This window comes from Williamsia sp. M5A3_1d, from assembly GCF_053345315.1.
The window spans coordinates 800,679-826,329 of sequence record NZ_JBKEZX010000003.1 but is presented as its reverse complement, the minus strand read 5'-3'; the positions used below and the strand labels follow the sequence as shown (position 1 = coordinate 826,329).

The 25,651-nt window shown below is 68.3% G+C and carries 23 protein-coding genes and 2 tRNA genes; 5 read left to right on the top strand and 20 right to left on the bottom strand.

The window, feature by feature from the left end; all coding sequences use genetic code 11:
* Window positions 1–131 precede the first annotated feature (131 nt).
* The 5 genes from ACLBW1_RS16135 to ACLBW1_RS16115 all read right to left on the bottom strand — a co-directional run bounded on the left by ACLBW1_RS16135 (window position 132) and on the right by ACLBW1_RS16115 (window position 6,339).
* A complete protein-coding gene (locus ACLBW1_RS16135; protein ID WP_447812805.1) occupies window positions 132–1,427 on the bottom strand; it encodes an acyltransferase family protein in 1,296 nt (431 codons plus the stop codon).
* Between the two features lie 242 nt (window positions 1,428–1,669).
* Window positions 1,670–2,941 carry an alpha/beta hydrolase gene (locus tag ACLBW1_RS16130; protein ID WP_447812804.1) on the bottom strand — a complete coding sequence of 424 codons (1,272 nt, stop codon included), beginning with the start codon at window positions 2,939–2,941 and terminating at the stop codon, window positions 1,670–1,672.
* Window positions 2,942–2,955: 14 nt separating this feature from the next.
* Complete coding sequence (locus ACLBW1_RS16125) at window positions 2,956–3,627, bottom strand: Wzz/FepE/Etk N-terminal domain-containing protein (protein ID WP_447812803.1); 672 nt, start codon at window positions 3,625–3,627, stop codon at window positions 2,956–2,958.
* A 20-nt stretch (window positions 3,628–3,647) separates the two neighbouring features.
* A complete protein-coding gene (locus ACLBW1_RS16120) occupies window positions 3,648–4,973 on the bottom strand; it encodes a lipase family protein (RefSeq protein WP_447812802.1) in 1,326 nt (441 codons plus the stop codon).
* A 13-nt stretch (window positions 4,974–4,986) separates the two neighbouring features.
* On the bottom strand, window positions 4,987–6,339 hold the full coding sequence (locus ACLBW1_RS16115; protein WP_447812801.1) for an AAA family ATPase: 1,353 nt from the start codon (window positions 6,337–6,339) through the stop codon (window positions 4,987–4,989).
* A 276-nt stretch (window positions 6,340–6,615) separates the two neighbouring features.
* Between ACLBW1_RS16115 and ACLBW1_RS16110 the strand changes: the two genes are divergently transcribed.
* Window positions 6,616–8,061 carry an O-antigen ligase family protein gene (locus tag ACLBW1_RS16110; protein WP_447812800.1) on the top strand — a complete coding sequence of 482 codons (1,446 nt, stop codon included), beginning with the start codon at window positions 6,616–6,618 and terminating at the stop codon, window positions 8,059–8,061.
* A gap of 77 nt (window positions 8,062–8,138) precedes the next feature.
* Entirely contained in the window at window positions 8,139–9,647 is a 1,509-nt protein-coding gene (locus tag ACLBW1_RS16105; protein WP_447812799.1) for a cellulase family glycosylhydrolase, read from the top strand.
* 4 nt (window positions 9,648–9,651) lie between these two features.
* Here ACLBW1_RS16105 and ACLBW1_RS16100 read toward each other — a convergent pair whose 3' ends face one another.
* The 10 genes from ACLBW1_RS16100 to ACLBW1_RS16055 form a co-directional block, all read right to left on the bottom strand.
* Window positions 9,652–10,758, bottom strand: a complete 1,107-nt coding sequence (locus ACLBW1_RS16100) for a glycosyltransferase (protein WP_447812798.1) — start codon at window positions 10,756–10,758, stop codon at window positions 9,652–9,654.
* 4 nt (window positions 10,759–10,762) lie between these two features.
* Window positions 10,763–12,037 (bottom strand): lipopolysaccharide biosynthesis protein, encoded by a 1,275-nt coding sequence (locus ACLBW1_RS16095; protein WP_447812797.1) that lies wholly within the window; start codon window positions 12,035–12,037, stop codon window positions 10,763–10,765.
* Window positions 12,034–13,164 (bottom strand): glycosyltransferase, encoded by a 1,131-nt coding sequence (locus ACLBW1_RS16090; RefSeq protein ID WP_447812796.1) that lies wholly within the window; start codon window positions 13,162–13,164, stop codon window positions 12,034–12,036. Before ACLBW1_RS16090 ends, ACLBW1_RS16095 begins: the two co-directional genes overlap by 4 nt.
* A 20-nt stretch (window positions 13,165–13,184) precedes the next feature.
* The gene (locus tag ACLBW1_RS16085; RefSeq protein ID WP_447812795.1) at window positions 13,185–13,841 is read right to left on the bottom strand and encodes an acyltransferase; all 657 of its coding nucleotides are present in this window, start codon (window positions 13,839–13,841) and stop codon (window positions 13,185–13,187) included.
* Between the two features lie 78 nt (window positions 13,842–13,919).
* The gene (locus ACLBW1_RS16080; protein WP_447812794.1) at window positions 13,920–14,972 is read right to left on the bottom strand and encodes a GDP-mannose 4,6-dehydratase; all 1,053 of its coding nucleotides are present in this window, start codon (window positions 14,970–14,972) and stop codon (window positions 13,920–13,922) included.
* Window positions 14,911–15,927 carry a GDP-mannose 4,6-dehydratase gene (locus ACLBW1_RS16075; protein ID WP_447812793.1) on the bottom strand — a complete coding sequence of 339 codons (1,017 nt, stop codon included), beginning with the start codon at window positions 15,925–15,927 and terminating at the stop codon, window positions 14,911–14,913. Before ACLBW1_RS16075 ends, ACLBW1_RS16080 begins: the two co-directional genes overlap by 62 nt.
* Window positions 15,924–17,081 carry a glycosyltransferase gene (locus tag ACLBW1_RS16070; RefSeq protein ID WP_447812792.1) on the bottom strand — a complete coding sequence of 386 codons (1,158 nt, stop codon included), beginning with the start codon at window positions 17,079–17,081 and terminating at the stop codon, window positions 15,924–15,926. Before ACLBW1_RS16070 ends, ACLBW1_RS16075 begins: the two co-directional genes overlap by 4 nt.
* 430 nt (window positions 17,082–17,511) lie before the next feature.
* Window positions 17,512–17,585 (bottom strand) — tRNA-Ile (locus ACLBW1_RS16065).
* Window positions 17,586–17,604: 19 nt separating this feature from the next.
* Window positions 17,605–17,677 (bottom strand) — tRNA-Asn (locus ACLBW1_RS16060).
* Between the two features lie 109 nt (window positions 17,678–17,786).
* Window positions 17,787–17,924 carry a hypothetical protein gene (locus ACLBW1_RS16055; RefSeq protein ID WP_447812791.1) on the bottom strand — a complete coding sequence of 46 codons (138 nt, stop codon included), beginning with the start codon at window positions 17,922–17,924 and terminating at the stop codon, window positions 17,787–17,789.
* 14 nt (window positions 17,925–17,938) lie between these two features.
* Here ACLBW1_RS16055 and ACLBW1_RS16050 point away from each other — a divergent pair, with 14 nt between their 5' ends.
* Window positions 17,939–18,181, top strand: coding sequence for a hypothetical protein (locus ACLBW1_RS16050; protein ID WP_447812790.1), 243 nt, complete (start codon window positions 17,939–17,941; stop codon window positions 18,179–18,181).
* Window position 18,182: 1 nt separating this feature from the next.
* Here the strand turns inward: ACLBW1_RS16050 and dnaG are convergent, their stop codons facing one another.
* The 5 genes from dnaG to ACLBW1_RS16025 form a co-directional block, all read right to left on the bottom strand.
* On the bottom strand, window positions 18,183–20,105 hold the full coding sequence (gene dnaG / locus ACLBW1_RS16045) for a DNA primase (protein WP_447812789.1): 1,923 nt from the start codon (window positions 20,103–20,105) through the stop codon (window positions 18,183–18,185).
* Between the two features lie 58 nt (window positions 20,106–20,163).
* On the bottom strand, window positions 20,164–21,426 hold the full coding sequence (locus ACLBW1_RS16040; protein ID WP_447812788.1) for an MFS transporter: 1,263 nt from the start codon (window positions 21,424–21,426) through the stop codon (window positions 20,164–20,166).
* 16 nt (window positions 21,427–21,442) lie between these two features.
* Entirely contained in the window at window positions 21,443–22,720 is a 1,278-nt protein-coding gene (locus tag ACLBW1_RS16035) for a deoxyguanosinetriphosphate triphosphohydrolase (RefSeq protein WP_447812787.1), read from the bottom strand.
* Between the two features lie 3 nt (window positions 22,721–22,723).
* The gene (locus ACLBW1_RS16030; RefSeq protein ID WP_447812786.1) at window positions 22,724–23,215 is read right to left on the bottom strand and encodes a cold-shock protein; all 492 of its coding nucleotides are present in this window, start codon (window positions 23,213–23,215) and stop codon (window positions 22,724–22,726) included.
* A gap of 144 nt (window positions 23,216–23,359) precedes the next feature.
* Window positions 23,360–24,757 (bottom strand): glycine--tRNA ligase, encoded by a 1,398-nt coding sequence (locus ACLBW1_RS16025; RefSeq protein WP_447812785.1) that lies wholly within the window; start codon window positions 24,755–24,757, stop codon window positions 23,360–23,362.
* A gap of 136 nt (window positions 24,758–24,893) precedes the next feature.
* Here ACLBW1_RS16025 and ACLBW1_RS16020 point away from each other — a divergent pair, with 136 nt between their 5' ends.
* A complete protein-coding gene (locus ACLBW1_RS16020) occupies window positions 24,894–25,226 on the top strand; it encodes an ArsR/SmtB family transcription factor (protein WP_447812784.1) in 333 nt (110 codons plus the stop codon).
* A complete protein-coding gene (locus ACLBW1_RS16015) occupies window positions 25,223–25,645 on the top strand; it encodes a Fur family transcriptional regulator (RefSeq protein ID WP_447812783.1) in 423 nt (140 codons plus the stop codon). Before ACLBW1_RS16020 ends, ACLBW1_RS16015 begins: the two co-directional genes overlap by 4 nt.
* The last annotated feature ends 6 nt before the right edge of the window (window positions 25,646–25,651 follow it).

Sequence of the window (25,651 nt, the reverse complement as noted above, 5' to 3'; positions counted from 1 at the left end):
AGACCCGCAACCGGAGGTGATCACGGCGAAAACCGCGACGGCGGCGACCGCCGTGGCGGCGAGAGCACCGGCGCGAAGTCGTCGAAACCTACGTTGCTGTTCTCTAATAGGTTGACTGTAGCGAACCAGTGCTACCGAATGCGCAACTTGCGGGCGTACTTGAGGCCCGGCTCTTCCACGAATCGGTAGGTGACCGCCGCGCAGGCTACCGACACGACACCGACGGTCACGATGTTGCGGATCATCGAGACCATGTCATCGCCGCCGAGGAGACCCCACTTCCCGAGCGCGATCAGCAGGGGGAAGTGCCACAGATAGATTCCCAGCGAGATCTTGCCCAGGTACTCGAAGGGTTTCCAGTCGAGGATGTCGGCCATCCGGGATCGCCGTCCCTCGGCGAGCGGGAGCACGATGATCAGGATGAACAGTCCGGCCGCCAGTCCGGTCGCCGTGACCTGGAAGTTGGACTGCAGCACCAGCAGCGCGAGCATCGCGAACGTCGCGATGACCAGACCGACCACCGACCACTTCCGCAGTCGACGACCCAGTGTCGATCCCTCGGCGCCGACCTCCACCGCGACGAAGATCGTCGCCGCGGCCATGCCGAAGGCGAACGCGTCGCTGCCGCCGAGGAAGCTGCGCAACACCACCGCCGACCAGTTCGGACCGAAATTCTGTTCGGCGACATCGGTGATGCCCGCGCGCGAGGACAGGTAGTAGGCGAACACCTTGCCCGCCACACCGATCACCACGAAGAGGACCGCCGGGATCATCCCGATGACGACCGGGCTCCACCGCATCCGCCGGCGCAGATAGAACATGAGCCCGCCGACGATCGGCAGGGCGACGTAGAAGGCGTACTCCAGCGTCAGCGACCAGGACGGGTTCACGCCGGTCTGGATGAGGCTCGGGAAGTAGGTCTGGACCAAGAACAGGTTCGCGATGAACGTGAGCGGGTCGGTGATCATCCCGGTGCCCGACTGCGACCCGACGACCAGGGACTTCTCGGCGTTGGTGAGGTACGCGGCCTGCAACGCGAAGTTCGCGATCAGGAAGATCACGATGTAGACCGGGAAGATCCGCAGGAGGCGGTGGGTGAAGTACTGGCGGACGTCGGGCTGCTTCGGCGCACCGAGGAACAGTGCGCGTACGAACGGCAGGAACAGCAGGAAGCCCGAGAGCGCGAAGAAGAAGATGAGCGACTGACCGAGCAGGCCGATCTTGCTGGCCACGGTCGTGTCGGGCGAGTAGTGCGCGGCGACGTGGACGACGAGAACGGCGATGCAGGCGATGCCTCGAGGTCCGTCGAGGCCTTTGATGCGTCCGCGGCGTCGCGGCGCCACCGTCGCCGTCACCGGTGTCCCGGAGATCGCGGCGGCGGGGATCACCGGGAGGTGTCCCGGCCGGTGTGGTGTGTTCGCGGTCATGTGGCCCGTTTCGCGGTCTGCGGCCGATCGCGCACGCGATGCGCGGTGGCGTCCTGGAGTCACGGCTGCGACACACAATGCCGGTGGGTCACCGTGACGAGGTCACGAGAGTGTTGGGTACAACCGAAAAACTGTCCTGCAGGCCCCCCTGCCACCCCCTGCGAGAACCGACGGCTGCCGCTTCTCACGAGCACACCATAACCGCCGTCTGACCTCGTGACCACTCGGACGAACCGCACGACTCAGGTCAGGCGGCCACAGTCGTTCACGACGGCCCGGTTGTTGAACCGGTTCTGCAACCAGCTCGTCGCGATCGAGATGTCGACGTCGGCGTGGCCACGGTCGGGCTGCAACACCGACTGGATGGTGTCGCCGAGGCGGCAGGCCCGCACGACGGCGTCGGTGGTCCACTGCGGCGTCACCAGCTGATCGCGGCCGCCGTAGAGCACCAGGATCGGTGCCGCGGCCCGGCGGTTCGGCAGACTGCGCCGCGCGAGGAGGTCGGTGAGCGCGTTCGTGGCCTCGGTCGACGACGGCGTGAGGTCGTCGGGGCTGATCTCCTTGATCACCGCGGCTCGGCGCTCGGTGAACGCAGCGCTGCACTGCGACAACAGATCCCAGTTCGATTCCACGACACCTCGACGGTAAAGGTCCAGATCGAAGGCCGGGTTCTCGTGTTTGAGCACCAGCAGCATCCACTGCATGAGACCGCGCTGATCCTCGGTGAGCCTGCGCTCGGCCGCGGCCTGTGCCAGCGGCGCGATGTCGAGGGGCGGAGACGCGGCCGCGGTGCCGAGCAGGTCGAGGTCGGGCGCGTAGGAGCCGGCGAGCTCGTTGGCCGCGAACACGGCCTGGCCGCCCTGCGAGGTGCCCAGTGCCGCCCATCGGTTGGACACCGACGGCGACAGGCGCCGCGCCGCGCGCACCGAGTCGATGACGTTCATGCCCTCGGTCGCCGCGTCGAGGTAGGGGTGTGTCGGTTCGGTCACACCGGGTGCGCCGAGGCCCTGGTAGTCGGTGACCGTGACCGCGAAGCCCTCGCTCACCAGACCGCTGGCGATGATCGAGATCCCCAGCAGGGTCGGATCCAGCGTCGGGCCGCACTCCCCGAGGACACCGGTGGTGCCGTGGCCGAGCGCGATGACGGGCCACCCGCCGGTGGGCGGCGTCCCCGACGGGATGAAGATCGCGCTCGAGACCTCGGTACGGCTGTCGTCGACACCCGAGGTGGAGCGGTAGACCACGCGGGCGGCGATCGACGATGCCGCGCTCACGCGCCGGTCGAGCAGCGGCATCTGATTGGCGCTGACGATCGACCCGACCCCGGTGTCGCGGGTGTCGACGGCCAGTGGTGCGCCGATGGTGGACTGCGCCGGATCGGAATCAGAACTGTCGGAGTCCGAACCACACGCGACGGTCGTGGCGAGCACCGCGGCGACGCACCCGATCGCGGCGAGCGAGCGGACACGTCCGGTCAGCGGTCCGCGCGATCGGTGGGTGTCGCGCTTCGTCACAGGTCTCCGCATCGTCATGTTTTCCTCAGTCCTCGGACATCGCGCAGTGTGTGCAGGGCGTCGCGGCCGTCCCCGACCCGGTTGCCGATCATGTTCGCCGCGATGAGCGCGATCGCCGCGACACCGAAACCGATGGCACCGCCGAGGCCGATCGCCTGCGTCAGGCTGGTCTCGGTGGCGGCACCCGCCGGGGTGGAGGCGTCGACGACGAACAGCTCCGACTGCACCGACTCGGTGCCGACCGGCTCGAGTTCGCTCACCACCTGTCGCATCTGATCGGCCATCGACGCGGCGAGCGTGGTGGCCGCCTCGGCGGTGTCGCCGGTGGTGACGATCCGGAACACCGCGCTGTTGGGCACCGGGAAGACGGTGATCCGCGAGGTGAGGTCGGCGGTCGTCACGTTCGGACCGAGCGCCTTCGCGCTGTCGGCGACGATGACCCGCGACAGCACCTGCTGCGAGACGGCGAGATTGCGCATCGTCTCGATCTCGGCGCGGCCGGACAGATCGCTCGCGTACGCCGCGACCACCGACGGCGGGCCCGGCGCCTTGGCGACGAGGACGGCCTGACTCGTGTACTCCGGCTTCTCCATGCTCTGTGCGAACCAGCCGACGGCCATGCCACCGACGACCGCGACGAGCACGGTGATCCATGACCGCCAGAGGATGCGACCGTAGTCGCTCATGGTCGACGTCGACGGCGACTTCACGGCCGGTCCCCGCAGTTCGTCACGTTGCCGCCACCGAGGCGCAGGGTGTTCACGAAGTCCACGGCCTGGTCGGCCTTGAGATCCTCCTGGGTCTCCCCTTCACGACGGACCACGAAGAGACTCTGTCCGTCCTGGCATGCCTGGGTGATGGCGGCCTCGGTCGGTCCGACATCGGCGACCTCGTCGTCGGTGCCGTAGATGATGAGCGCCGGCTTCTTGTTCGCACCCACCGGGGCCGCGCGGGCCTGTATCCGCGACTTGAGGAAGGCCGCTGCCGCCGCCGAGTCGGGTTTGAGGTCGTCGGGCCCGAGTGAGGTGATCGCGCGACCGATGTCCTCCACCGAGGTCTGCGCGGTGGGCAGACATTGCAGCAGGGTCGGCCAGATGCTGCGTGCGTACGGCGACCGGTAGTCGTCGAGGTTCATCGACGGGTTCGAGTCGGCGATCGACTGCAGCGTGTAGATGTACACCGAGTACTGCGCCGGTGTGAGAGTCCCGCTGACCGCACGGTCGACCAGTCCGGTCATGTTCGCCCATGGGGCGATCGAGGCCGAGCCGAGCAGGTCGAGCCCCTGGCCGTAGGCAGCCGATCGGTCACCGGCCGCCCACGAGGCCAGGCCTCCCAGGGCACCGCCATAGGAGATCCATCGTGTGCTGACCACGGAGGGGTTGAGCGCGTGCGCGGCGCGCACGGCGTCGATGAGGTTGTTGCCGTAGGTGGTCGCGTCGAGGAACGGGACGACGGCCCCGGTCTGACCGATGCCCTGGTAGTCCGACATCACCACCACGTACCCGGACACGGCGATGTTGGCCATGACCTCGGCGTTGCCGAGCATCGAGCCGAAGAGCGACGGTGCGCAGTCCGGCCGGATGCCCGAGTTCGGACGACCGTAGGCCACGACGGGCCAGCCACCGTCGGGCGGCGGACCGTTGGGCACGACCACGATCCCCGACACCTGGGTCGGCGAGTTGTCGAGACCGGAGGTCGACCGGTAGATGATCCGCCGGATCGACACCCCGACCGAGGAGAGGTCGGGGTCGACGGGGCTGGGCGGGTCCTGGAGGGCGACGACACCGCCGGGGCGGTTGGAGTCGCGGGGAGCGGTGAGCGTCACGTTCGGGTACTGCGACACCAGCGCCGGCTCCGACACCGAGGGGTTGATCGGGACCGAGGTGTCGTCGGGCGGCGACACCGAGCAGGCCGCGGTCACCGTGACCGCGAGCATCGTCACGGCGCCGAGCAGCATCGACCGGGCCGTCCGACGACTCGGACGGCGTCGCACCGGTGCGGTGTCCGTCGACCGCCGAAGCGGTCGTGTCATGCCCGCGACCCGCTCATCCACGCTCCGAGGTGGCGGCGACCTTCTCCGTGGCTCCCGACACCGCAGCGTGGGTGACGGCCACCCCGACCACCTGGACACCGAGCGCCACCAGCGACTCGACCGACGACTTCAGGCCGGGGCGGGTCGTCCGGTTGAGCCGCGCGAGCACCACGGTCGCGTCGGAGAGGGCGGCGCACACCGCCGCCGACGTCGAGGCATCGGTCGCGGGGGTGTCGAGCACGACGAAGTCGAAACGACGACGGGCCTGCGACAGCACCTCGTCGAAACCCTCCGAGGAGATGAGTTCGCCGGCCGTCGGCGGGCGCTTCCCCGCGGGGAGCACCGCCAGGTTCTCGCGCAGACGGACCACGTTCGACACCAGGTCACCCTCGCCCACCACGGCCGAGGACAGCCCCTTGTCGGAGGTGATGGAGATGGCGCGGGCGACGCCGTTGCCCGCGAGGTCCGCGTCGATGAGCAGCACGTCGTGCCCGGAGTCGGCGAGCACGCCGGCGAGTCCGAGGGCGACGGTGGTCCGTCCGACACCCGCGCCGGGACCGGTGACGGTGATGACGCGCGGTGAGGTCCCGCTGGCCGACGCGGCGGCACCGATGAAACGGATGTTGGTACGCAGCGTGCGGAAGGGCTCCATGCCCTCGCCGCTGCCGGTGACGGCGGCCTCGACGTAGAGGTCACTCGTCGGGATCTCCGCCAGGAGATGGTGACCGCTGCTGGTGGCGACCGAGGAACTGTCGCGTACGCGGCGGTCGAGCAGGGCGAGACCGACCGCGACGAGGATGCCCACGACCAGACCGGCGGCGACACCCATGATGAGCAGGATCCAGACCGAGAACCCGACGGGGGTCGACGGGAGGTCGGCGTCGTCGAGGACGATCGCCGTGGCCGCGGCACCGCCGCCGCGACGCGAGGTCTCGAGTTCCTGGACCACGACGGCGGTCTGCTGTGCGACGGCGTTGGCGTAGGACTGGGCGCGACGGGGCGAGGCGTCGGTGACGGTCACGGCCATGATGACCGTCTTGTCGATGGCCGCCGCGGTGGTGTGGGCGCGAAGGGTGTCGGCGCTGACCGCCCCGCCGAGCGCGGCCGACGCGCGACGCGCGACCTGATCGCTCGTGGCGATCGCGGCGTAGGAGTTGACGCGTTCCTGCGCGAACAGGTTGTTCTGGTAGGACTCACCGACCGACGACCCACCCTCGGCCGTCGCGAACAGGCGTGACGTCGCGGCGTACCCGGAGTCCTGGAAGAAGACGCTGTAGGCGTATCCACCTGCCGCGCCGATCACGGCGAACACCACGATCACCCACCAGAACTTCACGAATATCCGTACATACTCGCGAATAGCCACGCGATGGACTCCCTTCAGGCCGGACACGGTCCGGCAAGAAAACTGATGAACGATTCGTCGTCGGCAGGGTCACATCCGTCTACGACGGGTGTTCACGATCCGTCCACGACGGGGTCACGTTCGATATGACCACCGGCCCGAACGATACGACAATGCGCGAGCGTTACTCGCCTGCCATGCCCGAACTAGCGTAACCCGACGTTCCCCGACGCGCCGGGGACGCCCGTACGACCATACCGACTTGCACTCCCTCATCGAGATGCAAAGATCACTCACGTGAAGGTCGTCTATCGCGTCATCGTGGTCGCAGTCGCTCTGCTCGCCGCATTCGGTGCGATTTACCTCGGCGGGTCGGCCCTCAAGGGCGCCCTCGCCGGTCTGGCGATGATCGTCGGCGTCTACATCGGCCTCCGCCACCCCATCTGGCTGCTGTGGTTGCTGGCCTTCGTCGCCGGGATGTTCCCCGCCGGATACCTGCCCGGGGTGCACGTCCCGATGGTGTTCAGCTTCGCGATGGGCTCCCTGCTCGCCACGATCATCCATCCGTGGGAGGTCACCGGGTTCAGCACGCTCGAGCGCTGGGTTCTGGCCCTGGTCGGGGTGTCGTTCGTGTCGCTGGTGGCGAGCGGGTTCAACCTCATCGCCATCATGGAGTACGTCAAGTGGACCACCGCGACACTGCTGATCATCGTGTTGCTGCGCCTCCCCCGCGACCAGCTGCGCAGGTTCGGCCAGATCTATGTGGTGTCGGCGACCGCGGCATCCCTGCTGGCCATCGGCATCGTGTTCGGCGACTCGGGCGGGCGCGTGCTCAACGCCCTGTCGATCCTGGGTTACGGCGTGAAGGACAACAGCTTCTTCGTCTACACCGAGAGTGGTGCGGTGGCGCGGCTGGCGGGAACCTTCCTCGAACCGAACTCCGCGGGCATCGCCATCCTCATCGCCGCCCTGATCTGCGCCGTCGTGTTCGGCGGGTGGCAGCGAGTCGTCTGCGGCGCGATCCTGCTGCTCGCCCTCGCCCTGACGCTGAGCCGGGCGTCGCTGTTCGCGGTGGTCGTCGGGGTGATCCTCATGCTGGTCTTCGCGAGCCTGCGTGCCCGCCAGCGCTTGGGCATCGTCGGGGTCTTCTTCCTCGGGTTCTGCGTCGCGATCGCGGTACCCAAGATCCGCAACCGCATCTTCAGTTCCTTCGGGTCGCAGGACGCGGGCTCGAGCGCACGCCTCGACGCCCTGAAGGACTTCCCGTCCTACATGGGCGGCAAATGGGTGTTCGGCCGTGGCTGGGGGCTCATCGAATTCAAGGATCCGTCGAAATCGATCGCGACGAATTTCGTGGCCAACGCGCCCCTTCTCGCGACATATCGCGGAGGCGTGATCGTGGCGTCGGTTTTCGTGCTGACATTTTTGTACGCGAGTTATCTCGCATATCAGTGCCTACGAACCACGCAGTGGAACTACGCATTTTATGGCGGCGGGTTCATCGGTTTCTTCTTCCTCACCATGCAATTGGACATCGGCACGGTGACCATTCCTGCCACCGTCGCGGCCCTGTCATTGTTGGTGACATTCTTGAAATACACGCATGAATTGGCGATGGAACTCGATGATGTCGGACGGGGTAAACCTCCTCCCGTCCCCTCACCGCTACCGAGACCTGTGCCGCAGGCACCCGTCGTCGACGCCACACCCCCGCGCGTGCCCGCCCACGCCCGGGCGCAGTGACGCGCCGGGCACCCGCACACTCATCTCCGGCGCGCGGGCCACGGCACCCCGTATCCCGCGTCGCCCTCCTCGTGTCGGTGGTCCTCGTCGGCCTGAGCGCAGCCGCCTGCAGCAGTGGTCCGACCGCCGAACCCGGGGTGGTCATCGCACCGAGTGACCGCGTGTCGGCGAATCCGATCGCCGTCGACGAGTCCAAGACGACCCAGGGCATAGCCCTGTCGACCGGCCCCTACTTCGACTCGGCCGAGCAGACGCGTAGCAGCTACGACCTGGCCGCCCGCACGGGACTGGACTCGATCCGCCTGCCCATCCAGTGGGGCCTGATACAGCCCGACAACCCGACCACCTTCGACTGGGCGGTCACCGACCGCATCGTCGACGACGCGGTGCGGGCGAAGGTGAAGATCCTCGCAACCCTGTCCTCGACACCGGTCTGGGCGGCCGCACCCGGGGGCGAGGGGCCCTACGTCCGACCACGCGACCCGGGTCGGTTCGCCGCGTTCGCCGCGACGGTCGCGCGTCGCTATCAGGGGAAGATCGCCGACTACGAGGTCTGGAACGAGCCCAACGCCGGCCTGTTCTACGGACCGCAGCCGGATCCGGTCACCTATACCGCCCTGCTGAAGGCGTCGTATCAGGCCATCAAGGCGGTCGACCGATCCCTCGTCGTCGTCGCCGGCGGCCTGGGCCCGGTGATCGATTCCGCATCGACGATCAATCCTGTCAAATTCTTGACCGCGATGTACGCCAACGGCGCAGCTGGCAACTTCGACGCGTTGTCGTTCCATCCCTACAAATACGACCTCAGCCTCGCCGACGGATGGCGCCTGCCGAACTCCCCCGGTCGGCAACTGTCGGGACTCCGACAATTGATGATCGCTAATGGCGATGAAAGAAAAAAGATCTGGGCGACCGAATTCGGCATCCCCACCGTCGAGGTCTCCGAGGCCGAACAGGCCCGCCGGATCCCCGAGTTCATCCAGAAGTGGATCGAACTGCCCTACGTCGGTCCGGTCTTCTACTACACCGACCGCGACCGGGCGACCGGCGACGGCGACACCGAGAACAACTTCGGCCTAGAGCGTTCCGACGGGACCCCCAAGCCCGTCGTCGCGACGCTCTCGGCCTACGCACGCAACGGGATACCCGACGCGGTCGTCGACCGTCGGATCAGGGCGGTCGACGCCGAACCCGGGTGGGGCCGCATCCTGAGTCCCGTCGTCCCGGTGACCTCGACCGGCATCCTCGGGCGCTACTACGAGAACGTCGCCGTCTACTCGACGCCGATGGGACTGATCTCGTCGCCCAACCAGATCGTGGAGCGGATGGCGGCCTACGACACCTACCCCGTCGCGTTCTTCGTCGACGGCTATCAGGACACCGCGGCGGCGCTGCGCATCTTCAGCTCGCCGACGACCGGCACCCACGTGATCGGCAACGGGATCGTCTCGGCGTGGGATCCGCGCTACGGCCTCGCGACCACCGACGAGACACCGGTTCCCGGCGGGGGCGTCCGCGTGGTGTTCCAGAACGGGTCGATCTCGTGGACGCCGACGCGCGGCGGGGTGGGGATGCTCGACCGTTGAGCGGTCAGGGACACACCAGTTCCCGGACGGCCCGCTGCGGGACGCCGTCGGCCCAGCGTTGCGCATTGCGGTCGTGCAGTGTGCGCGACTGCGTCTCGGCGTATGCGGCGTCGAGCAGATACCGCCGGGCCTCCTCGACGAACCGCGCCTCGTCGTCGAACGGGTCGAGGTCGAACACCGGACCGAGCGAACCGATCGCCGCCGAGGTGCCGATCACCGGCAGCCCACGGCTGGCGGCATCGAGGATCTTCACCCGTACCCCGCCGCCCGTCGCGACCGGCGCGATCAGCGCCCGACAGCTGGAGAGGAACGACTGCAGGTCGTCGACGAAACCGAGGTCGACGACCCCGTCGGGGTAGGTCACGGCCGGGGCGCCGGCCGCCTTGGCGCCGACGATGTACAACTCGGCCCCCTCGATCCCCTCGGCGATCCGTGGCCACAGACGCAGCGCGATCTCGAAGGCCTCCTGATTCGGAGGCCAGTCGCGGGTGCCCATGAACACCAATCGCGGTCCGGCGTCGGCGAGCGCGAGGCGGGCGGCCGGCGGCATCGTCAGGTCGATCCATCGCGCCCCCGCCGCACCCTCGGCGCGGTACATCTCCGCCTCCTCGGCGTCGTAGGTGCCGACGGCGTCGGCCGCACGGGCCACCCGGACCTCGTCGCGCAGGATGAACGGGCTCTGCAGTCGCCCGATGACCCCACGCGTCGCCTTCCACACCTGCGACTCGGTGTTGACGGTGTTGATGACGAACCGCACGCCGGGCTCGCGGGCGCGCAGGTAACTCTCGGCCATGTAGCTGTGTTCGGCCACCCACACGTCCGATCGACCGTGGTGGGCGGCGATGGTGGACCGCAGCTGGGGATGGTCGTAGCGCTCGTGGACGATGCTGCGACGGTGCACCAGACTGCGCGGGACGATACGCATCGACGGTGCGGGTTTGGCGACGCGGGTCAGCCCCGGCACCGGCGGTGCGTCGGTCACGGTCGACAGACAGATGGTCTCGACGTCGGCGAACGTCTTCGTGATCTCGATCATGAGGCGCGACAGCGCGATGTCGCCACCGTGCTCGGCGACCGGATCCTTCGACAGCAGGTAGGTGACACGGGTCATCGTCTCAGTGGCCCTTCTCGTGGTCGGGGTGGGACGCGACCCCGTCTGTGTCGCTCGCGATCCCACCCGGGTCGTGTGACGATCCGGCGACGGGCCTGCGCAGCGCGATCGTGAACACCGTCAGCAGGATGACGTCGGCGATGACGGTGGCGATCGCTGCGCCCACCGCGCCGGCCCACACCAGACCGGCCACCATGGCCAGCTTGATCACGACCACGACGGCGTAGGCGCTGCTGCGCACGATGTCGCGCCGCTGCATCGACAGGATCACAGTGTCGACGAAGATCACGACGCGCAGGCACACGAACAGCGACATGATCATCATCGCGGCGGCGATCTGGGTAGCGACGGGCAGGAACAGCGCCACGAAGCCCGCCACGAACAGCACCGAACCGGCTGCCGCGGCCAGGATCACCGTGTGCCGCATCGGCGGTCCGGAACTGACGCGGCCGTCGCCGTCGCGCAGCTTCTCGTGGTACGTGCTGCCCAGGGCCGCACCCACCTGTGCCAGCGCCCAGGCGCAGACCACCGCGATCGAGTAGTAACCGACGGTGGTGCTGTCGGTGAGGAACCCGAGCAGCAGCACGTCACCCTGCAGGTAGAGCGCCACCGCGAGGTTTTCGCCGAAGAGCACCGCGGCGATCTTCGGCGGGCCGGGGAACTGGGGCCGATCACCGCGGATGGTCCAGACCGCCAGCAGCGCCACCACGAGGTACGGGATGACGAACAGGACACTGGCGACGGTCAACGACGGATCGGGGGCGAGGTAGAGGTACGCACCGCCGAGGACGACCGCCGACACCTGACGGATGGTGTCCCAGCGTTGGACCACGTCGGGGTGGCCGTCGCGCAGGCGGCGACTCTTCAACGCACTGAAGATCATCTCGCCGCCGCTGGCGACCAGACCGAACCAGATGATGTAGGAGAACGGCGTCAGCAGCAGTCCGGGGACGATCATCGCCAGCGCGATGAGCACGCGTAGCGATCGCTCGCGGACGAACCGGTCCTCGCTCTCGCGGATCGCGCGGACCGCGAAGGGGTTGTCCAGTGGCGCGGAGAGGATTGCACCAGCGGCGTACGCCATCGCGTACTGACCGTAGGCACCGACGCCGACCTGCCCGATCAGCGAGGCGGTCCACAGCAATCCGGTCCCGCGACCGCCGTAGGTCCACAGCGCCGCGATGAGGGCCTTGGTGATGTGCTGGCGACCGGACAGCACCGGTGCGCCCGCATCAGGTGAACCCGCATCCGTCGAGCTCGAGTCGGGTGCCGAGCTCATCGCGACCAGACGTCGACGAACCGGTCGACCACGTTGCGCGGACTCCTGTCGGCCCGCACCACGGTCAACTCGTCGACGAGCCGTCGCAGCCGCGCGTCGTCGTCGACCAGGGACTGTGCGGCCGCGCTCAGCGCCGGGATGGGATCGGAGTCGTCGTCGGGACCGCCCACGACCACCGCCCCACCGTCGTCGGCCATCTCGGCCAGCGCGCCGTGCGCGGTGCTGACCAACGGGGTCAGGTAAGCGATCGCGTGGGCGGCGACCGATGAGGCGGGGAACACCGGCCCGTACAGGGTGCGCTGGCCGTAGGGCACGAGGAGCGTACGCACCGACGCGAAGAAGTCGTCGAGGTCGGATCCGTCGAGACCACCGAGGATCTCGACCCCGTCGACCGGCGGCAGCGCCTCGGTACCGCGGCCCGCGACACGCAACGCGATGGACGGGTCGAGGGCGGCCCGAATACGCGAGATGTGCTCGAATCCCTTACCGCGGTACACGAGTCCGAACATGCCGACAGCACGCGGACGCTCGTGGGCGGGGGCGATCTCCGGACGGTCGAGGACCAGCAGCGGGACGTGGTGCACGGTTGCCCGCGGGAAGGCTGCGCCGAGGGCCTCGGCGCCGGCGTGGGTGAGCGCGAACATCGAGCGGTCGCCGATCACGCGCCGCTCCACCGCACGGGTGATCGGCCTACCGGGATAGTGCAGGGCGTGGCTCGCCACCCGCGACTTCGACAGCAGCCGGGTGCGCCCGGGCAACCACACCACACCGGGTGGGTCGTGCACCGTCGCGGTGCTCACCACCGACGGCGCCCTGCGTTCGACGAACGCGGTGGGCCAGAACGACTCGACCGACCCGCCGGAGAGTTCGGCGTGCAGGGCGACACGACCGGGGACGTCCACCGCGGCGAGGATCTCGCGATGTCGGCGGCGCAGGGTGGCGACGGTGTCGGTGCCGGGACCGGGGTGGCGGAACTCGATGACGTCGTCGATCTGGCGGCGGAGTTCGGCGACGAAGACGTCGCTGTAGTGCCCGACACCACCGGCGGTGGATTCCGGTGCGACGTAGACGACTCGGGACGGCCGGAGGCGTGTGGACTCCGTCGGCTCCTGTGTGGGGTCGACCATGTTCGTGCGGCCGCGGTCCGTCAGAAGAACAGCGGTCGGTAGTACGGCGTGTACTGCAGCGCGTCGGGGTCGCGCATCGACTTCACCTTGGCGGGCACACCGGCGACCATCTCGAGGTCGTTGACCGGGCGGGTGACACACGCGCACGCACCGACGACGGCACCGCGGCCGATGTGGGCGCCGCCGAGCACGGTCGCACGGGTCGCGACCCAGGCGTAGTCCCCCACCTGCAGCGGCGCGAACACGGGCGGGAAGTCCTTGTGGTTGGGGTCGTGGCCGCCTGCGATGAACTGCGTGTCGCTCGCGATGACCACGTTGTCGCCGATGGCGATGCCGCTGCGTGCGTCGAACAGCACACGGAAACCGATCGAGCAGTTCTCACCGATGTTGAGCAGGTCGATGTCGAACACCTGCAGGCCGCGCAGGAAGGTCGTGCCCTCGCCGATCGTGGCGCCGAACAGCTTCAGGTAGTTGCGGCGGATGGCGTGGAACGGGATGTGGGTGACGAACGAGTTGAACAGCAGACCACCGATCCGGTTGCGGATCTTGTAGCCCACCGACAGTTCCTCGAAGCTCCAGCGCGTCTTCCATCCGGGCGGATCGGGAAGCGTGAGGGTCTTCGCGGGTTCGCCTGCCGCGCTCGACTTCTCGGCATCGGACTGCTTGCTGACGGTCACACCTTCTCCTTGTTCGTCATCGGGTGTCGTCCACTCCGACGGGCTCTCGTGATCAGGCCGTGTTCGGCCACGATCAGGTCATCGGGCGGCGACCGGGTGCGTCATGTGCGATTCGACCATGTTCCGGACGATCTCGCCGAATTCCACGGTCGGCGCCCAGTCGAGGACCGCTCGGGCATGCGCGGCGTCGCCCACGAAATCCGACGGGTCCACCGGACGGATGTGGGCGGAGTCGACCTCGACGAGGTGCTCCCAGTCGTCGATCCCCACCGCCGCGAATCCGGCGGCCACGAAATCGCGAACCGAGTGCGAGGTGCCGGTGGCGATCACGAAGTCGTCGCCACGGGCGTCCGAGCGGACGGCCATCCGGTACATCGCGTCGGCGTAGTCCGGGGCCCACCCCCAGTCGCGGCGTGCGGTCATGTCCCCCAGGGACAGTCGATCACGGTCGCCCCGCGCGATGGCGGCCACGCCGTGGGCGATCTTCCCGGTCACGAACTCCGTTCCGCGGCGCGGCGATTCGTGGTTGAAGAGGATCGCGTTGTTCACCGCCAGCCCACGATCACGGTAGACCGCGCCCAACAGGTGCGTGTATGCCTTGGTGGCGCCGTAGGGAGACGAGGGAGAGATGGGCGTCGACTCGTCGAGGCGACCGGCGGCGGTCCCGAAGATCTCCGCGCTCGAGGCGTTGACGAACACGACGCGGTCACCGGTGTGGTCGGCGACGCCCATCGCGGCGTCGAGCAGGGCGGTGGTGGCCACGGCGTTGACCCGCGCGGTGGCCACCGGCGCCTGCCACGACCGCCCCACCGACGAGGCACCCGCGAGATGGAAGACGACGCCGGGCGACACCTCGGTGACGAGCGCGGCCGCTGCCTCGTCGTCGACCAGGTCGCATCCGTGCAGGTGTGCACCGGTGAGATCGGCCGGTGCGGTCTCCGACATCGCCGTGCCGGGACGGTAGGCGCCGTGCACTTCCCACCCTTCGGCGAGGAGGCGCTCGGCGAGGTACGAACCGTCCTGTCCGTAGATCCCGGTGACGAGGGCTACGCGCGGTCCGGGGCGAACGTCATCGAGCATGAACGGCCGGCGGCGCAGACTGTGCTCGGGTTCGCTCGGACTCGAGATCACCGGCCACCATCATCCGGACCAGCTCGGGGAACGACACGCTCGGGGTCCAGCCCAGCTTCTCGCGCGCCTTGGTGGAGTCACCGATCAGCAGGTCGACCTCCGCGGGCCGGAAGAACTGCGGGTCGATCTTGACGTATCGCTCCCAGTCGTCGATCCCGACCTCGGTGAACGCGATGTCGAGGAACTCACGGATGGAGTGGGTCTCGCCGGTCGAGATGACGTAGTCGTCGGCCTCGTCCTGCTGCAGCATCAGGTACATCGCCTCGACGTAGTCGCCGGCGAAGCCCCAGTCGCGCTTGGCGTCGAGGTTGCCCAGTGAGATCGAGTCCTGCAGGCCCAACGCGATGCGGGCGACCGCGTTGCTGATCTTGCGGGTCACGAACTCGATGCCGCGACGCGGCGACTCGTGGTTGAACAGGACACCCGAGCTGGCGTGCATCCCGTACGACTCGCGGTAGTTGATGGTCATGTAATGGCCGTAGACCTTGGCGACCCCATAGGGCGACCGGGGCCACAGCAGGGTGGTCTCCTTCTGCGGGACCTCCTGCACGCGACCGAACATCTCCGAGCTCGACGCCTGGTAGAAGCGCACCTCGTGGTCGGAGATGTCCTGGTAGAGGCGCACTGCCTCGAGCATGTTCAGCACGCCACCGCCGGTGACGTCGGTGGTCAGGCGGGCGTTCTCCCACGAGTACGCGACGAAGGAGATGGCGCCGAGGTTGTAGACCTCGTCGGGGCGCGCGAGCGTCATCGACTTCATCAGGCTCGACAGGTCGAGCAGGTCGCCGGTGACGATCTTGACGTCGGGGAACTCCTCGCGGAGCGCACCCACCTTGGGGTTGTTCTGGCCACGGACGAGGCCCCAGACCTCGTAGCCCTTCTTCTGCAGCAGCTCGGCGAGATAGAGACCGTCCTGTCCGGTGATACCGGTGATCAGGGCACGTTTCTGGGTCACCAGATGTCCTTTGGGTCCGGCGCGAGACGGTCGACGATCTCGTGCAGTTGTGCGGCGAAGTGGTCGTCGGAGAAGCGCGTCACGTGGTCGGCGATCTTCTCAGAGTCCCAGTGACGCTGTTCGACGCGGGTCACCGCGGCACGGATGGCCTCGGGCTCGGGCTCGTCGAAGTACTCGGCGGTCACGTGCTCGACGGCGGTGTCGAGGAAGCCACCCCAGCGGAGCAGGGCGGCGGGCTTTCCGTAGGCCGCACCCTCGATCGGGGTGAGGCCGAAGTCCTCGTACGACGCGGCGACGACGGCCGAACAGTGGCTGTAGAGCCACGCCATCTGGCGGTCGCTGAGATCGGACACCATAGCGACGTTGTCGGGCTTGAGTGCGCGCAGACGCTCGGCCTCGGGGCCGCGTCCGACGACGACGAGGCGACGGTCGGTCCCGCGGAAGGCCTCGATCACCTTGTCGACGTTCTTGTAGGCCAGCAGGCGTGAGATGCAGAGATGGAAGCCGTCCGACGCCCAGTCGGCGACCTCGTCGACGACCTCGGGTTCGGGCTCGACGGTGATCGTGGCGGGCGCCGGCAGCACCATCGACGGCCGGTCGTAGGCGGCGGTGATCCGCCCCTGGACGGCGTGGCTGATCGCGAGGTACTCCTCGCACGAGGCTGCCGCACGTCGATCCCACCGGCGCAGGAACGGCGTCAGCACCGACAGCGCGAGGCGCTTCTTCCAGCCCGCCGACTCACCCAGGTAGGCCTCGGCCTGATAGAGCCAGCGCGCCGGTGAGTAGCAGTAGACGAGTTTGGTGCCCGAGGTGCGGAAGCCGTGGGCCCACCCGCTGGAGCTGACGAGGACCAGGTCGGCGTCGATGTGCATCGACGACGCGGCGGCCGGGAGCAGCGGGAGGGCCGCCCGGTGGCTGCGGCGGAGGAAACCGACCCTGTTCAACGGCGAGACCCGGATGTCCATGTCGGAGAACTCGGGGTAGGTGTTCTCCGGATCGAAGAGCGTGGTGTAGATCACGGCGTCGGGGAAGGCCCGCGCCATCGACAGCACCACCTTCTCGGCGCCACCGCGCTGCGTGAGGTAGTCGTGGGCGATCGCCACGCGGGGGCGCGAACGCTCCTCGGACCCCGCCCGACCTGTGTCAGCCTGCATGCCCAGGTCCTTCGTGTCCGCTCGGTCGATCACACTCACCGTGAGACTCCCATTCTGTGCGAAAGACGTGGAACTTTCGGAGATTTCTCGTCGTGGAGCCGATGTGGACGTGTCGTCTGCTCACACGACTGTCGTCGGGTCCGGGTGGATCGTTACGGGCAGGCCTGTGATCGCACGCGAGATCGCAGACCCTATGACTGCGGCTAAGGATAACCGCTGCCGTCCCGCGAGGTGCGACCAACGGGGTGGTTGTTTACCCCACGTCATTACCTGAACACGTGCACGAGGCGAGGCATGCGGTGGCAACGGATGCGCCGATGCGATGTCACCGCCCTGTTCGGCGAGGCGTGAGGGGGAACCCATATCGACAGTTCGTCGCCGACGGCGACGTGGATGGGACCGGGATCACCCGGTGAGAGAAAGGGCGCGGTGGGGCGGGCGGGGCTCGAACCCGCGACCAAGGGATTATGAGTCCCCGGCTCTGACCAACTGAGCTACCGCCCCGGGTCGGCGCGACCACCGGCTCCCCCAACTGGACTCGAACCAGTAACCGTCCGATTAACAGTCGGAAGCTCTGCCAATTGAGCTATGGGGGAATGCTGTCGAACGACAACGGGCACCGCCCGCGGCCGAACCGCTGGGCCGACTTTATCCCATGGGGTCGGCCCGGCACCAAATCGGCGCCGTCGCGACGTCGGGTCGCCGTCACGGCGCCTGCCCGGAGGTGTGCACACCACCCGCATCGGGCAGGATGGTCAGCGACTCCCACCCACCGCCGGTGCGCCCGCCCCGCCGCTCCGCGTGGGCGTCGGCACCGGAGATCCCGGACATCGTGTTCCACACGGAAGGCTCACCGCATGGTTCGACTGCTCGCCCTGCTCGGCGTCGGTTATGTGCTCGGCGCGAAGGCAGGTCGGCGTCGCTACGACCAGATCAACGGCGTCTATCACGCCGTGACGGAGTCGCCGGCCACGCGCAAGGCGATCGAGATCGGTCGCCAGAAGCTGTCGGAGAAGATCAACCCCGAGCCCCCGCTGACCCGCGTGCACCAGATCGACGATTCCACCACCGTCTACGCACCCCGCGACGCGCGCGACTGAGTCAGCCGACGGGCGTGTTGGGGTCGACGGCCTGCTCGAGAAGACTCCGTCGGTACGCCTCGAGTGCCACGAGATCGCCGAACACCGAGTTGTAGGCGTCGGGGTCGTCACCGGGTGACATCCGGCGCAGACGCGACTTGATGTCGGCGATCTGCTCCCCGACCCAGATCTCCTGCAGCCGCGCCAGCACGCTGCCGATGTAGCGCGGTATGGCGTGTTCCTCGACAGGCATGGGTTCGACCGCCAGTTCGGTGATCAGCGACGCCAACACCGGGTTGTCGAGTTCGCGGCCCACCGTCTCCACCCACTGGGCGCCGCTCAGTCCCGAGGCCGTACCGCCCGCACCGGCGATCGCGGTCCGGATCAGCGCGTATGCGGGCTCGGGGAAACATTCGACCGGCAACGAATCGAAGACCGTGCCCGCGACCGCCGGATGCTGCAACGCGGATTTGAGCGCCTCACGCTGGGGCCACAGCCGTGGATCGCCCGGTGACGGCCGCGCGGCGCCCACGGCACCGGAGCCCGCACCGGCCAGCTGCGCACCGGCGCGGGAGCGGGCCTGCGAGCGTGCCGCCGCGCCGGTGGTGACCGACGTCGACGACGACTGCTCGCGAACCCGATTGAGGACCTGTCGCTCGTCGTCCCAGCCGACCCAGCCCGCCAACTGACGCGCGTACTCGTCGCGCAGGGCGTAGTCCTTGATCCTCGCCACCAGTGGCACCGCGTCGCGCAGGGCGTGCACGCGGCCCTCGGCGGTGTCCAGGTCGTAGCCAGCGATGATCGTCTTGATCGCGAACTGGAACATCGGGATCCGGCGAGCGACCAGATCCCGGACGGCGCCGTCGCCACCGCTCTGTCGCAGCTCGCACGGATCCATCCCCTCGGGCGCGATCGCCACGAACGTCTGGCCGGCGATGCTCTGCTCCCCCTCGAATGCCTTGAGCGCCGCGGCCTTTCCGGCCGCATCACCATCGAAGGTGTAGATGACCTCGCCGCGGAAGTACGAGTCGTCCATCAGCAGACGTCGCAACAACGCGAGGTGGTCCTCGCCGAACGCGGTTCCGCACGCGGCGACCGCGGTGGTGACGCCCGACAGGTGCATCGCCATGACGTCGGTGTAGCCCTCGACGATCACCACCTGGTGTCCCTTGGCGATGTTCTTCTTCGCGTGGTCGAGACCGAACAGCACCTGCGACTTCTTGTAGAGCATCGTCTCGGGGGTGTTCATGTACTTGCCCATGGTGTCGTCGTCGAACAACTTGCGGGCACCGAAGCCGATGACGTCGCCGGCGAGGTTGCGGATGGGCCACAGCAGTCGGCGACGGAAGCGGTCGCGCGGGCCGCGCTGACCCTGCTGCGACAGACCGGCGGCCTCGAGCTCGGCGAACTCGAAGCCCTGGGCGAGCAGCGCCTTGGTCATAGAATCCCAGGACAACGGCGCGAAACCGCAGCCGAACTGCACCGATGCGGCCTGGTCGAAGTCACGCTCGAGCAGGTAGTCGCGCGCCGGCTTCGCATCTGGGGTGAGGAGTTGCTCGGCGTAGAACTTCTGGGCGGCGGCGTTCGCGGCGACGAGGCGGGCGCGCGTACCGCGGTCGCGGGCGACACTGGTCCCACCGCCCTCGTAGTTGATCTGGTACCCGATTCGGTCGGCGAGCTGTTCGACCGCCTCGACGAAGGAGACGTGCTCCTGCTTCTGCAGGAACGTGTAGACGTCACCACCCTCGCCGCACCCGAAGCAGTGGAAGTGGCCGTGGTTGGGGCGCACGTGGAACGACGGTGACTTCTCGTCGTGGAAGGGGCACAGCCCCTTCAGGCTGTCGGCGCCCGCGCGGCGCAGCGCGACGTAGTCGCCGACGATGTCCTCGATGTTCGTGCGCTCGCGAATCGCCGTGATGTCACGATCAGGGATTCGGCCGGGCACTGAACGAGTGTATCGGTGAGCGGGCCGCGCCGGCCCCGCCCGTGTCGGTCTGTGGAGTTCAGGACACCGGCGTCGCGACCGTCGGCGTCCTACGATCGTGGGAGCCGGGGTGACCTGCGATGACACCGCACGCCGCCAGGGGCACCATCGTCGCGGCGAGGGCGATCAGCGGGACCGACCACCCGTCGGTGAGCGAGTGCAGCACTCCCATCGCGATCGGACCGGTGGCGGCCAGCAGGTAGCCGACGGTCTGCGCGAACGCCGACATCCCCGTCGCCTCGGCGGCCGAGGCGGTCCGCAGGTTCATCAGCACCAGAGCGAGTGACAACGCCCCGCCCTGTCCGAGTCCGATGAGCACCGCGCACGGCCATGCTCCCCAGGTGCCCGTGCTCAGCACCCCGAGGATGCCGGCCGTGGCGAGGACGACCACGGCGACAGCCAGAACCCGCTGCGACCGCATCCGCGTCGCGAGGACCGGTACGCCCAGTGCGGTGACGATGCTGCTGACGCTGAGCACGGCGAAGATCAGTCCCGCCTTGTCGGCGCTCACGCCGCGGTCGCGGTAGATCGTCGGCAGCCACGCCACCGTGGCGTAGGCGAGCAACGATTGGATCCCCATGAAACCGGTGATCGCCCAGCGCATCCGGGCGCCGAGGGCAACCGTTCGAGCGGGCGGGGGCACGGCCGGTCCCCCGGATGCCGCGAGCGCATCCCGACGCAGGCCGCGGGCCCGGCCGACGGTCAGCACGGCCATGGCGGCCGCGGCGACCATAGCGGGGATCGTCCACACCCCCAACCCGATCCGCCAGCTGTCCCCGACGGCGCGCGTCAGGGGCGGCGTGATGCCCGACGCGATGCCCGCGCTCACACAGATCAACGAGGTGAGCAGTCCGGTCATGGCCCCGATCCGATGCGGGAACAGCAGTCGGATGAGCACCGGCCCCAACACGTTCGCGACGGCGATACCGAGGCCACCGAGCAGGGTTCCGATCAGCAGGATCGGCCATCCCGGGATCGCGCGCAGTGCCGTGCCGACGGCGAGCACGGCCATGGCGACCGTCGCCACCGACAGCACGGAGAACCTCCGCGCCAGTCGCGGTGCGACGCTCGCGCCGAGGCCCAGGCACACCACCGGGCCCGTCGTCAGGAGCGCGACCTCGACGGAATCGAGGTGGTAGCCGTCGCGGATCTCGTCGATGAGCGACGACGCACTGCCGAACATCAGGCGCAGGCTCACACCGAAGGTGACGATGGCGGCCACCGCGAACGCGCCCGCACGCCAGACGATCCCGGGCGTGAGGTCGGTCCTGTCCCCCGGCACCCGTCCGGCCACATCCTCAGCCAAGGTGCGCCTGCGCCCCGGAATTCTGTCGGTCGGTGCGTTCGAGGCGTCCTTCGGTCATCGACGCGATCTGATCGACGACCACCCGCATGCGCGCGGCGTCGTCGGTGGCCGCGGTGAAGGCGGGGACCAGGATCGGGTCGAGACCTCCCGGCGCCGCCCGCAGCAGCCAGGCCGCGACGCGATGGATCCGGTCGCGCTGGCGTTGCTGGTGGGCCCTGTGCCGCACGTCGGAAAAGATGAACCGCAGCGCCACGGTCTTGAGCACGGCCACCTCTGACGCCACCAGAGCGGGTACCGACAGATCGGTGTCGTAGCGGTGCATCGGGCCGTCGCCCGACGCCTCGCGGGTGCCGGCGATCGCGGCGGAGGCGAAACGACCCACCAGTTCACTGGTGAGCTGTTTGAGGATGACCGAACCGGCGAGGGTTCCGTCGTAACCATGTGCGGCACGGACGATCTCGAGGTCGGCCAGCCTTCCGGCCGCCTCGATGAGCGCGTTCGCATCGAGTCCGTCGAACTCGCGCACCCCGATCTCGGCGAGGTCGCGCTGCTCGGCGGGGTCGGACAGGCTGCGCAGATCGATCCGACCGCCCATGATCCCGTCCTCGACGTCGTGGACCGAGTAGGCCACGTCGTCGGACCAGTCCATCACCTGCGCCTCGAGGCACTGTCGGGTCCCGTCGACGCCGTCGCGCACCCAGTCGAGCATCGGCGAATCATCAGCGTAGGCACCGAACTTTGCTCCGGGACGCGGTCGCGTCCAGGGGTACTTGAGCGTCGCGTCGAGCGACGCGCGCGTCAGGTTGAGCCCCACGGAGTCACCGCGGGGATCGAGCAGTTTCGGTTCGAGGCGGGTCAGGATGCGCAGGTTCTGCGCATTGCCCTCGAACCCGCCGTGGTCCGAGGCGACCTCGTCGAGCGCACGTTCGCCGTTGTGCCCGTAGGGCGGATGCCCGATGTCGTGGGCGAGGCCGGCGAGTTCGACGAGGTCGGGATCGCACCCCAGACCGATCGCGATACCGCGACCGATCTGACCGACCTCCAACGAATGCGTGAGACGCGTTCGCGGCGTGTCACCCTCGCGGGGGCCGACGACCTGGGTCTTGTCGGCGAGGCGTCGCAGGGCCGCACTGTGCAGCACACGGGCACGGTCGCGGGCGAACTCGCTGCGGTGGTCGGTGTGGGTGCCGGGCAGGATCGACGACTTCGGCGCCTCGACGACGATGCGCGCCGTCGCGTGGTCGTCGTAGTCGGCGATCGGTGCGAGCACGGGTCAGTCGACGACCCAGCCGCGCGCGACGGCGAAATCGGCGACGCGACCGCGGATGGCGATGATCTGGGTCGCGGTGAGGTCACCCGAGGCGTCGAGCAGGATCTCGGTGAGTTCCTCGACGAACGTGGTGGCGTCGAGGACCGCGGCGTCGCTCGGACGCGACGCGCGGCGCGGAGCACGCTCGCTGCGATCGTTCCGTTCGTTGCGCTCGGGGCGGTGGTCACGGTTGTCGCGCTCGCGATGGTCACCGTGGTCGTCGCGCCGTCCGCCGCGGGGTGCCGAGTCGGAGCCCGCGCCGGTGACGGCGACGTTCACCGCCTTCGAACCCCGCTCGGTCGCCTCGACGTCGAAGCTGACCTGGGCGCCCGGCTTGAGGGCGGACTCGTCGATGTCGATGTCGTTGATGTGCAGGAACACATCGGCGCCACCGGAATCGGGCGCCAGGAAACCGAATCCACGATTGGCGTCGTAATGCACGACCTTGCCTGTCACCGAACCACTCACGACACACCCACTTCTCTCGTCTCGCCATCTCTCCCGCCGACCCCGTGCCGGCATGGCGACTTCTGACCCCGACTATGGCAGAGATGGGCGGCATCATCCATTCCCGATGACCGCCCGATGCGAGCGACCGCCTCAGCAGCCGAGGAGCTCGCCCGCCAGATACGACGACACCTGGCTGATCGCGATGCGCTGCTGGCTCATGGTGTCGCGTTCACGGATGGTGACCGCATCGTCGTCAAGCGAGTCGAAATCGACGGTCACACAGAACGGTGTGCCGATCTCGTCCTGGCGCCGGTATCGCTTGCCGATGCCCTGCGCGTCGTCGAACTCGACGTTCCAGTGCTGCCGCAGTTCGGCGGCGAGTGCCTTCGCCTTCGGTGAGAGCTGCTCGTTGCGCGAGAGCGGCAACACCGCGACCTTGATCGGCGCAAGACGCCGGTCCAGCTTGAGGACGGTGCGGGTGTCGGTGCCGCCCTTGGCGTTCGGCACCTCCTCGTCGACGAGCGCGTCGCAGAGGAACGCCATGAACGACCGCGTGAGACCGGCCGCGGGCTCGATCACGTACGGGGTGTAGCGCTCGCCGGATGCCTGGTCGAAGAACGACAGGTCCTCCCCCGAATGCTTCGAGTGCGTGCTCAGGTCGAAGTCGGTGCGGTTGGCGACACCCTCGAGCTCACCCCACGGGCTGCCCGCGAAGCCGAACTTGTACTCGACGTCCACGGTGCGCTTGGCGTAGTGCGACAGCTTCTCGGCCGGGTGCTCGAACAACCGCAGGTTCTCGGGGTCGATCCCGAGGTCGATGTACCACTGGCGGCGGGTGTCGATCCAGTACTGGTGCCACTGCTCGTCGTCGCCGGGCTTGACGAAGAACTCCATCTCCATCTGCTCGAACTCGCGGGTGCGGAAGATGAAGTTGCCTGGGGTGATCTCGTTGCGGAAGCTCTTGCCGATCTGACCGATGCCGAACGGCGGCTTCTTGCGCGCGGTGGTCATCACGTTCTTGAAGTTGATGAAGATGCCCTGCGCGGTCTCCGGACGCAGGTAGTGCAGTCCCTCTTCGGACTCGACGGGTCCGAGATAGGTCTTGAGCATCATGTTGAAGTCGCGGGGCTCGGTCCACCGTCCGCGGGTGCCGCAGTCGGGACACACGACGTCGGTCATGGCGACCGCGTCGGGATCCACCGTCGTGGCGGCGGTGCTCTTCTTCTCCGCGTAGGCCTCCTGCAGGTGGTCCTGACGGTGTCGCTTGTGGCAGTTCAGGCACTCCACGAGCGGGTCGTTGAAGACGCTGACGTGGCCCGAGGCCTCCCACACCGGGCGCGGGAGGATGACCGACGAGTCGAGTCCTACGGTGTCGTCGCGCGAGGTGACCATCGAACGCCACCACTGCTTCTTGATGTTCTCCTTGAGCTCCACCCCGAGCGGGCCGTAGTCCCACGCCGATCGTGTGCCGCCGTAGATCTCACCGCACTGGTACACCAGCCCTCGCCGCTTGCACAGGTTGACGACGGCATCGACTGTTCCGGCCACGATGAACGCACACTCCAGCTTCGGTCTCGGGGAAGAAGTACCGACCCAGACTAGCCCCGGCGGTCCGGCCGCCTTGACATGGTCGGGAGCGCATATGAAAATGATTTCAATTAAGCCGCACGACGAGAGGCAGGCCATGGTGGACAACTCCGGCGAGGTCGCGACCGGTGGGGTGCGAGCCGATCGCGCCGCGCTCGAGGCGGCCGGAGAACTGCTGCGCGCCCTGGCCGCGCCGGTGCGCATCGCCATCGTGCTGCAGCTGCTCGAGCGTGAGCAGTGCGTCCACGAACTCGTCGGTCACCTCGGCGTCACGCAGCCGCTGATCAGCCAGCACCTGCGGGTGCTCAAGGCCGCGGGCGTGGTCCACGGGGAGCGCAACGGTCGCGAGATCCTCTACCGACTCGTCGACGACCACCTCTCGCACATCGTCACCGACGCGGTCGCACACGCCACCGAACACGGCGAATGAGCGCCCACCACACTGAGGCGGCGAGCGCACCACCGGTGACCGGCGTCCGGTCCACGCGACAGCGCCACGCGATCGCGTCGTTGCTCACCACCGTCGACGAGTTCCGCTCGGCGCAGGAACTGCACGACAGCCTCAAGGCCGACGGGGAGTCCATCGGTCTGACCACCGTGTACCGCAACCTGCAGGCGCTGGCCGACGCGGGCCAGATCGACGTGCTGCGCACCGATTCCGGCGAGTCTCGCTACCGGCGGTGTTCGGCCGGCCACCACCATCACCTGGTGTGCCGGATGTGCGGCACCACCGTGGAGGTGCAGGCCGACCCGGTCGAGGAGTGGGCGGCCACCGTCGCCGCACGCCACGGCTACACCGACCCGACCCACACCGTCGAGATCTTCGGGGTCTGCGCGGACTGTCGCTGAGATCAC

Bases quoted from the DNA above. Each gene is read 5' to 3' on its own strand.
- ACLBW1_RS16135 (WP_447812805.1), bottom strand. From the start codon at position 1,427: ATGACCGCGAACACACCACACCGGCCGGGACACCTCCCGGTGATCCCC.
- ACLBW1_RS16125 (WP_447812803.1), bottom strand. From the start codon at position 3,627: ATGAGCGACTACGGTCGCATCCTCTGGCGGTCATGGATCACCGTGCTC.
- ACLBW1_RS16120 (WP_447812802.1), bottom strand. From the start codon at position 4,973: ATGACACGACCGCTTCGGCGGTCGACGGACACCGCACCGGTGCGACGC.
- ACLBW1_RS16100 (WP_447812798.1), bottom strand. From the start codon at position 10,758: ATGACCCGTGTCACCTACCTGCTGTCGAAGGATCCGGTCGCCGAGCAC.
- ACLBW1_RS16095 (WP_447812797.1), bottom strand. From the start codon at position 12,037: ATGAGCTCGGCACCCGACTCGAGCTCGACGGATGCGGGTTCACCTGAT.
- ACLBW1_RS16090 (WP_447812796.1), bottom strand. From the start codon at position 13,164: ATGGTCGACCCCACACAGGAGCCGACGGAGTCCACACGCCTCCGGCCG.
- ACLBW1_RS16070 (WP_447812792.1), bottom strand. From the start codon at position 17,081: ATGCAGGCTGACACAGGTCGGGCGGGGTCCGAGGAGCGTTCGCGCCCC.
- ACLBW1_RS16050 (WP_447812790.1), top strand. From the start codon at position 17,939: ATGGTTCGACTGCTCGCCCTGCTCGGCGTCGGTTATGTGCTCGGCGCG.
- ACLBW1_RS16020 (WP_447812784.1), top strand. From the start codon at position 24,894: ATGGTGGACAACTCCGGCGAGGTCGCGACCGGTGGGGTGCGAGCCGAT.
- ACLBW1_RS16015 (WP_447812783.1), top strand. From the start codon at position 25,223: ATGAGCGCCCACCACACTGAGGCGGCGAGCGCACCACCGGTGACCGGC.